This window comes from Allobosea sp. (assembly GCF_030695125.1).
Classification (GTDB): domain Bacteria; phylum Pseudomonadota; class Alphaproteobacteria; order Rhizobiales; family Beijerinckiaceae; genus Allobosea.
On the sequence record NZ_JAUYTP010000059.1, the window covers coordinates 1 to 7,564 of the forward strand.

Sequence of the window (7,564 nt, forward strand, 5' to 3'; positions counted from 1 at the left end):
CCTTAGCACGATCCGTGCTGTCCCCCTGCGCGACGATTGCAGCGTCTGCGGTCTGGTTGATGACGTTCCGCAGCCCGGTTCGCAGGTTGACCGTGTTCGAAGCCTTCAGGTTGAAGATCGACGACACCCCACCCGTGCCAAGGTCGAACGGCCCTCCCGACAGTATTTGGCCGTCCCGGAAGCTGCGCGCCCTCGGAAACATCAGGTCAGGTTCGCGGCCGCGACGCGGATGCTCTGGCCCCTGCGCAGGTTGATCAGGACGGATTTGCCGGAAGCCAGGAAGCCGCGCGGCTCGGTCGACGCTGCGCCAGCGATCGAGACCCAGATCTGGCCGCCTTCGGCGTGGACCAGGTAGCGCCGGTCGAGGTCGGCTGCCGACGCCACCAGCTCGGCATCGCCCGCGACGTTGGCCAGGGTGGCGCCGGTGCCGAAGGCGGAGACGGCGGGCATCTCGTCATTGGGGCTCCAGGAGCCGCCGATGGTGATGAGGTCGGCGCGGGCGGTGGTCATGATCGCGGGTCCCGGTGCTGAGGGGCGCGCCTGGAGGGTGCCGGCGCCGCCGAAGCATGGTATGCAGGCATTGGCCGGATCGCGGGACGCCCCGAACTCGGGGCCTCAGGGGTAGAAGGCGGCGTCCCACTCGGCCGCCGGGATCACCCTCCAGAGCGGCGACAGGCCCTCGACCCAGGCCTTGCGCGATCCCGAGCCGGCCGGCAGCTTCCAGTAGGTCCGCGTCACGCCGTCGCCATCGAGCCGGTCGATGCCCACCGCCTGGAAGATCCGGCGGTGCCAGGCGCGCCGGTCGGCATCCGTCAGCAGCATCGTCTCGGCATAGCCGGTGGCGTCGAAGCCATAGGCTCCCGCGGTCTCGATCGCGTAGCCGTCCACCGCCAGCAGCTCGTAGCTGAACCCGTCGGAGGCCAGGGCCGCGACGGAATCGCGGGCCGAAAGCCGCGCCCCGCCGGCGTCGCGGAACATCGTGTTGAGCGAGACATCCGCCAGCACCCATTGGCCGGCGATCGCGACCTCGACCGCGATATGCCCGTCGACATGGTTGTTGGGTGTCTCCATCGTCAGGAAGCGCACGGTGCGATGCGGCACGCCCGATCCCGCCAGCAGCGCGCCGATGGTCAGCTCGATCGTGTTGCCGCAGAGCAGCCTGAGCTTGCTGGTGCGCGCCTTCGTCGACATCCGGGCGACGAAGGCCGCGACGCTTTCGCCGCCCAGCCGCTCGTCATTGTCGCCGAAGCTGGTCAGCCAGGCCGCCGCGCTGAGAAGCGCGACCGGATCGCCGGCAGCGACCGTCATCCGCGTCGTGTTCACCATCGGGTTGAAGAAGACATAGTGCCCCGGCCGGGTCAGGTCGTAGACCAGCCCGTTATGGCTGTAGTAGCCGGGCTGGAAGACGAGCTGCGGCGCCCAGGCGATCGTCGGCGTGGCCGCGATAGGCTGGAGGATCTCCCGCTCGGCGCCCATGAACCGGGTGACGACCTGGCCGGGTGCGGCCGATGCAGGGTGGAAGGGAAAGACGGCGAGGCACAGCAGCGCGGCCGCGAGGGCGGCGCGAATACGTCCTGTCATGATGGACCCGCTTGCAACGGCTTCTCAGGGCCGCGCCGGTAACGGACCGGCAGCCGGGGGCTGAGAACACGCAAGCGTACGTGCCGACCGTCTTTAGGCTTTCGCCCTGGACATCACGATCGACCCCGGCCTCGAAGGCCAGATGTGCGACCGCCGGACGAAAAAGATCGGCTCGACGGTCGCTGGCTTGTCGGGTTCTCAGGCCCGATGTGGTTGAACCATTTTTGTCGACCGGGTTCAACGGCCGCCGCAGCATTTGCTCCCCTGTGAGGTGACGATTGCAGAGACTCAGCGACCGACCAGGACGGCGGTCAGCGCGACCGGCATGTTCAGCGACACGCCGGCATTGTGCCCGCCCGATGCGCGGATCTTGTCGCCGGCGGCGAGCCGCACGGTCGCCGATGCCGCGAGGAAGGGCCCGAGGATCGAGACCGAGCTCGACGTCGTCTGGCCCGCCGCCTGGCTGAGATAGGTCGCGCCGCCATCCGTGGAACGGTCGATGTAGAGGGTGGCCGCATAGGTCGCCGCCGTGCCCGACGCCCCCGCCTTCGGCATGTTGGTGGTGAGCAGGGCCGACAGGGAATAGAGCCCGGCATCGGCGGCGGCGATGGTGAGGATGCCGCCGGTGAAGGTCGAGGCCGCCAGCCCGTTGACGACGCTGCCATAGACCGAGATCAGCGAAGCCGGGAACCCGGCCGAGGCGATGGTGTTGGTGGCCGACGCCGCCTCGAGGCCATAGGTCGGCGCCGCCCGCTGCGCCGCGACGATGTCGCTGGGCAGCGGCGTCAGGATCCGCAGGTTGGTTCCGTCGTCGAGCATCGGATAGGCCGTGCCGCCGATGATGTCGCCGATCGCGGGGTCCGTGCCGTCGCGCCGCTTGATCCGCCGGTTGCCCAGCCCCTCGACATTGGCGTTGACCGTCGTCGCGGTGTTGGTCGCCGGCGCGATCACCTCGAGCGGCAGCCCCGCCGCATAGGCGAGCGGCGCCAGCGGCAGGTCGATGACCCAGGCGTTCGCCGTGCCGGTGGCCACCGCGAAGTTCAGCGCGCCGGACTGGATCGCCTTGGCGACCAGCGTGAAGTCGGCATTGGACGGCGTGCCGCCGCACAGCTCGATCAACCTGACGAGCGATTCCTGGACGGCATTGTGCCAGGTCGCCGCCAGCTCGGTTCCGGGAATGCCGCCGACCGTGTCCTTCCCCCGGAAGCCGCGGCGGCCGCCTCCGAGATCGATGGTGTTGACGCCGATGATGCGGTCCATGGCTCGCCCTTCAAATGTAGCGGAAGGCGACGTCGGTATGGGCGGGTTTCGCCCTCCTGATGTCGCATTCGACGTCGGACAGGATGATGTCGAGCAGCAGGTCGCCGGCCTGGGATTCGTCGGCCCTGGCGACGGTCTCGCCGAGCAGCGCCAGCTCGACGGTCCAGGCGAATTGCTCCGGGCTCTCGATCAGCTCGTCGCCGGCCACCGCCGCATCGGCCTGGCTCGTGCGGTTCTCGACGATGGCGATGGTGACGCCGCGCTTGGCGGCGAGCGCCACGAAATAGGGGATCGAGGCGCCGCCGCGCGCCGTCCAGCGCTGGTGGGCGAGCTGGCGGCGCTGCTCCAGCGACATTGAGGACGGGTCGCGGCCGCAGGGGTCCGGTCCCAGCACGCGCTCGAAATCCGGCAGCAGCAGCGTCGCCGTGCGCGGGTCGATCTCGGCCATCATCGCCTCGGCCAGCGCCTCGATGTCGGCGATGCCCTTTGCGAGCGGTTTGAACAGGGTTTCAAACTGGCTTTCGGGGGCGTTCTGGGCGCTGTGCGGCCAGACCCAGCCCTGCGGGGCGAGCCCGACGAGATCCCGCTGCACATCCGCGCGCGAGCGGCTCATGGCGCGACCCAGGTGATGACGCCCAGCACCGGCAGCTCGCGCGGCGCCGGGAGGATGTCGGCCGAAGGCGTCGGCATCTCATGGGCGTATTCGCCATTGGCGGCCGAGATCGATTCCGCGATCCGCGACAGCGGCATCCGCCCGCCGATCCTGGCCTCGCGGGCGAAATGGTCGGCGAGCGCGGCCTCGACGGCGGCGCGGTTGGCCAGCGTGTAGGGCTCGACCGTCAGGGTGAAATCCACCGGCAGCGGCAGATAGGCGACGACATGGACCTCGGCCGTCACCGGCCGCAAGGACTCGAGATGGCCGCCGATCGCGGCGATCTCGGGCGCGGTCGGCACGCGCGGCGCGGCCGCCGTGCCCATCGCGACGGCGACGCCGACGCTGCCCAGGCCGACCCAGTTGGGGATGGTCTCGACCTTGCTGGCGGCGAAGCTGTTCTTGACCCAGATCGGATAGTCGAAGACCGCGCCGCCATGGCCGGGCTCGCGGATGACCTCGAGCAGCCGCTCCAGCAGCGAGACGTCGCCCTCCTCCTCCGCGCCGCCGGCGAGACCCTCGGCATCGAGCGTGGCGCTCTGCGGATCGAGCCCGGCGAGCGCGGTGACGATCGGCAGGGAAAGCCCGCCCGCGGCATTGGCCGCCTCGCCGCCGACGGTGGCGATGACCGGCAGCGAGACCGTGCCGCCGCCCGCGACGACGCCGGCGGCGGAGGTCTCGACCAGCGCGCCGCCCGGCGTGCGCAGCTGCAGCCCGATCGGAACCGCCGTCCCGGGCACGCCGGTGAAGACGGCGACGCCGACAGCCTTGGTCGCCTCGCGCCGATAGACGCCCCAGATCGAGGCATGGCGGACGAGGTGCTCGGCTTCCGCCGTGTCGGGCATGTACTGGTCGCCCCACCAGCGCAGGTGCAGATGGGCGCCGTAGAGCCCCAGCGCATCGGCGCGGGCATGGGCGGCGACCAGGCCCTTCTCTGAGCGCACCGCCCGGTCGATCGCCAGGGGGTCGATGTCGGGGCGCTGCGCCTTCAGCGCGGCCGCCATTTCGTTGGCCTGCTCCTCGGCGAGCTGCTCGGGGGAGGGAAGCGGAAACGGCATCAGCTCACCTGGAGGCGGCGCTCGACCGCCGTGCCGTCGATGGCGCAGCGCAGCGCCAGCGTGCCGCGGCCGAGCCACTGCGCGGAGACCTCGGCCGGGCGGCCGAGCTCGACCTCGGCCCAGCCCAGGGATTCCTCCGCCCAGACGATGGCGAAGCGCCGCGTCGTCTCGGTCTGCTTGGCGCGGTCGAGCAGCCAGATCCGGCAGCCAATCCTGCGGCCGAGCCGGTCGAGCGCGTCGCCCACCCAGCCGCGCCGCGCCACGAAGGACGTCGCGGCGTTGAGTGCGTCGATCCCTGAGGGCAGCTCGTCGTCGGGCTCCGCCCGCCGGTCGGTGCCCAGCGAGATCAGCATCGGCGTGACCGGGGTGTCGTCGAGAAGGAGATCGCCGTCGGCGCCCAGCACCAGGTCGGCGCGGCGGGTCGCAGGGTCGAAGACCAGGGCGGCGTCGAGAAAGGACATGGCGCGAAACTGACGCGCGCGCGCAAGGCGGGACAGGCACCGAGGCCGGGGCCTGCGCTCAGGCGGAGGGGTCTGGGTCCGGCCCGACGACGGGCGCCACCGAGCAGATGATGCCCGCATCGGTGACCGCGATCCAGTGGTCGCCGAAGCGCAGCTTGACATGGTCGTCGGCGATGACGAAGCGCGGCGCGTCGTTGCCGGCGCGCAGGCGGCCGACGATGCGGTCCTGCGTGACCTCGACGGTGACGTCCCTGACCTTGGTCTTGACCCGAAGGCGCGAGATCGTCTCGATCGTGCCATCGGCTTTCACATGGCTGCGATCGCCCTTGGCGTTGTGCATCGCCGCCTCGCCCTCGGCGAGGTTGCCCAGCCGCGAGCCCGGCGCCGCCACCGGCAGGCCGACGAGATCGCCCTGGTCGCCGCCGACCGCCAGCACGACCATCGAGCCGCCGCCGGGCGCCCGCGAGGAGAAGCCGAAGGGCTGGACGATCTCGACATCGGTGCGGTCGACATGGCGGTGCGTGGTGACGCTGGCAACCTGCGTCTCGCCGCCGTCATTGGTCGAGCGCACGACGGCGCGGGCGACGATGCCGCGGAAGGCGTGGACGAGATCCTTCACGTCCATCACAGCGAAGCCTCGGTCATAGCGGCCTCGCGGTGCCGTCGAGCTTGCCGCCCTTGCCCGCGCTCGCCTTGCCCTCGCTCTTGCCGGAGCCCTTGGTCGCGCGCCGGTCGTTCTCGGGCAGCAGGTCGTAAGCCTCCGGCCCGGTCGTGCGCAGCGAGGTGCGCTCGCCGCGCTCGCCATAGGACAGACGGACACCGGCGAGCAGCATGTCGCGGTCGATATTGGCGTAGGCATCGGTCACGCGCGACAGGGTGTTGGGCTTCCACAGCCCGCCGGTGGCCCTGTAGCCGCGATAGACATAGTCCTCCTTGTCGCCCTTGCCGCGCCGGGTGCGCATCTCCCATTCGGCCTGGCGCTGGGCATCGAAAGCGGTGGCCTTGGTCCTGGCCATGGCGATGAAGGGCCGCCAGCGCGTCACCTCGGGATCCTTGACGTGCCCCATCACCAGCGTGCCGGCGCCCTCGGGGACGTCCTGGGGATCGTCGGTGGCGGGCGCGGCCGGCGTCGGCGCCGTGTCGAGCGGCTCGGCGTTGGCGTCGAGCGCCGGCGTCTTGCCGCGCTTGCCGCCGTTCTTCTCGCTCTGGCCCTTGACGAAATAGTCGCTGAAGCGCTCCCGGGCCGAGAAGGATCCGCGCGAGCGGGTGACGTTGCCGGGGAAGGAGATCGCGTCGGCGGCACGCTCCTGGCCGGAGCGGGTGATGACGAGCGTGCCGACCCGGTCGGTGGTGACCAGAACGCCGCGCTGCTTGGCATATTTGGCGATCGCCGACAGCACCGTCTCGCCGGCCTCGACCGTCATCTTGTCGAAATTGGGCGAGACGTCGGTCTCGGCCCGGACCTTGATGCCGAAGGGCGCGCAGAGCTTCTCGGCGAACTCGGTCAGGGAGAGGTCGCGGTATTCGTGCTTGCCGCGCGGATCGGGCGGGCAGTCGACCAGGTCGCCGGTGAGGTCGCGGCCGCTGATCACGGTGAAGCTCTGGCCGTTCGAGGCCTCGGGCATGACGTCGTCGATCCAGCCGATCAGCCACAGCTCGCCCTCGACGAAGATCTCGCAACGCTTGCCCCAGTCGAGCGGCCCGGTGCCGTCGACCGGCGTCGCATAATCCCAGCTCTGCTGCGCCCGGACCTCGTCCCGGCAGGTCAGCTCGAAGGACGCCGACAGCTCGCTGAGATCATGGGCGAGATCTGCGCGCACGAACTGGTCGAAGTTGCGCCCGTCGATCGAGAGCCGGATCCGGCGCGTCGGCGCGTCCGCGATCACAGCAGCACCTCGACCGGGTCGGCGCCCAGGATCGCCGGATGGCGCAGGCGGTTGCGGGCGACGATGTCGGCGGCAAAGGCGATCACGGCGGAGGGATCGTCGCCGACCAGGTGCTGGGCGAGCAGCAGGGCGGAGCCGCGCGCCGGCGGCTCGAGCCGGCGCACCGAGGGCAGCCGGCCGACGGTCTCCGACAGGTCGAGCGAGAGACGCGAGCGGGCCTCGCCCAGCGCCCGCCACAAAGCCGAGGCGGGCGCAGCCTGCTCCTGGGCGAGTGCGGCCGCGCTCATCATCGCGCGGCGCAGGGCGAGGTCCAGCGCCCCGGCGCGGCCTTCCGCCTCCTGCCGCGAGGCAAAGGGGATCAGCAGCACGAGGCCGGCGGCCTCCGCCAGGGCGGCTGCCTCCGCGGCGAGCAGCACGGCGCGCTCGGTGGCCGAGGTCGGGATCGCCGTGGCGTCGAGCGGCGCCAGCCCGGCGATCGCGGGCGGCTCGCCCGGCCGCAGGCGGCGGCCGAGATCGGCGGCGATCGCGGTCAGCAGGGTGGCGCCGGCGCGCGGATCCGCGACCGCGATCGCCGGCGCGGAATCGCCCGGGCCGAGCCCCGGGGCCGGCTGCGGGCGGAAGGCGAGCGAGACGCCGGCGAAGGCCCCGGCCGGGACGAGCGCGAGC

Annotated in this window: 9 protein-coding genes; all 9 read right to left on the bottom strand. The window is 71.3% G+C overall.

Annotation, left to right across the window (positions count from 1 at the left end):
- Positions 1-201 precede the first annotated feature (201 nt).
- A complete protein-coding gene (locus Q8S38_RS18695; protein ID WP_305681855.1) occupies positions 202-510 on the bottom strand; it encodes a hypothetical protein in 309 nt (102 codons plus the stop codon).
- 105 nt (positions 511-615) lie between these two features.
- Complete coding sequence (locus Q8S38_RS18700; RefSeq protein WP_305681856.1) at positions 616-1,581, bottom strand: hypothetical protein; 966 nt, start codon at positions 1,579-1,581, stop codon at positions 616-618.
- Between the two features lie 288 nt (positions 1,582-1,869).
- Positions 1,870-2,841, bottom strand: a complete 972-nt coding sequence (locus Q8S38_RS18705; RefSeq protein ID WP_305681857.1) for a hypothetical protein — start codon at positions 2,839-2,841, stop codon at positions 1,870-1,872.
- 10 nt (positions 2,842-2,851) lie between these two features.
- The gene (locus Q8S38_RS18710; RefSeq protein WP_305681858.1) at positions 2,852-3,454 is read right to left on the bottom strand and encodes a YmfQ family protein; all 603 of its coding nucleotides are present in this window, start codon (positions 3,452-3,454) and stop codon (positions 2,852-2,854) included.
- On the bottom strand, positions 3,451-4,551 hold the full coding sequence (locus Q8S38_RS18715) for a baseplate J/gp47 family protein (protein ID WP_305681859.1): 1,101 nt from the start codon (positions 4,549-4,551) through the stop codon (positions 3,451-3,453). The genes Q8S38_RS18710 and Q8S38_RS18715 overlap by 4 nt, the downstream gene beginning before the upstream one ends.
- Positions 4,551-5,012 carry a phage GP46 family protein gene (locus Q8S38_RS18720; protein ID WP_305681860.1) on the bottom strand — a complete coding sequence of 154 codons (462 nt, stop codon included), beginning with the start codon at positions 5,010-5,012 and terminating at the stop codon, positions 4,551-4,553. Before Q8S38_RS18720 ends, Q8S38_RS18715 begins: the two co-directional genes overlap by 1 nt.
- Positions 5,013-5,070: 58 nt before the next feature.
- The gene (locus tag Q8S38_RS18725; protein WP_305681861.1) at positions 5,071-5,637 is read right to left on the bottom strand and encodes a phage baseplate assembly protein; all 567 of its coding nucleotides are present in this window, start codon (positions 5,635-5,637) and stop codon (positions 5,071-5,073) included.
- 16 nt (positions 5,638-5,653) lie between these two features.
- The gene (locus Q8S38_RS18730) at positions 5,654-6,898 is read right to left on the bottom strand and encodes a phage baseplate assembly protein (protein WP_305681862.1); all 1,245 of its coding nucleotides are present in this window, start codon (positions 6,896-6,898) and stop codon (positions 5,654-5,656) included.
- Positions 6,895-7,564: hypothetical protein (locus Q8S38_RS18735; RefSeq protein WP_305681863.1), on the bottom strand; the 670-nt coding region annotated here is incomplete at its 5' end. The genes Q8S38_RS18730 and Q8S38_RS18735, both read right to left, overlap by 4 nt.

What these genes read in the sequence shown, in the direction of transcription:
- Q8S38_RS18695 (WP_305681855.1), bottom strand. Translation starts at nt 510, where the DNA reads ATGACCACCGCCCGCGCCGACCTCATCACCATCGGCGGCTCCTGGAGC.
- Q8S38_RS18700 (WP_305681856.1), bottom strand. Translation starts at nt 1,581, where the DNA reads ATGACAGGACGTATTCGCGCCGCCCTCGCGGCCGCGCTGCTGTGCCTC.
- Q8S38_RS18705 (WP_305681857.1), bottom strand. Translation starts at nt 2,841, where the DNA reads ATGGACCGCATCATCGGCGTCAACACCATCGATCTCGGAGGCGGCCGC.
- Q8S38_RS18710 (WP_305681858.1), bottom strand. Translation starts at nt 3,454, where the DNA reads ATGAGCCGCTCGCGCGCGGATGTGCAGCGGGATCTCGTCGGGCTCGCC.
- Q8S38_RS18715 (WP_305681859.1), bottom strand. Translation starts at nt 4,551, where the DNA reads ATGCCGTTTCCGCTTCCCTCCCCCGAGCAGCTCGCCGAGGAGCAGGCC.
- Q8S38_RS18720 (WP_305681860.1), bottom strand. Translation starts at nt 5,012, where the DNA reads ATGTCCTTTCTCGACGCCGCCCTGGTCTTCGACCCTGCGACCCGCCGC.
- Q8S38_RS18725 (WP_305681861.1), bottom strand. Translation starts at nt 5,637, where the DNA reads ATGGACGTGAAGGATCTCGTCCACGCCTTCCGCGGCATCGTCGCCCGC.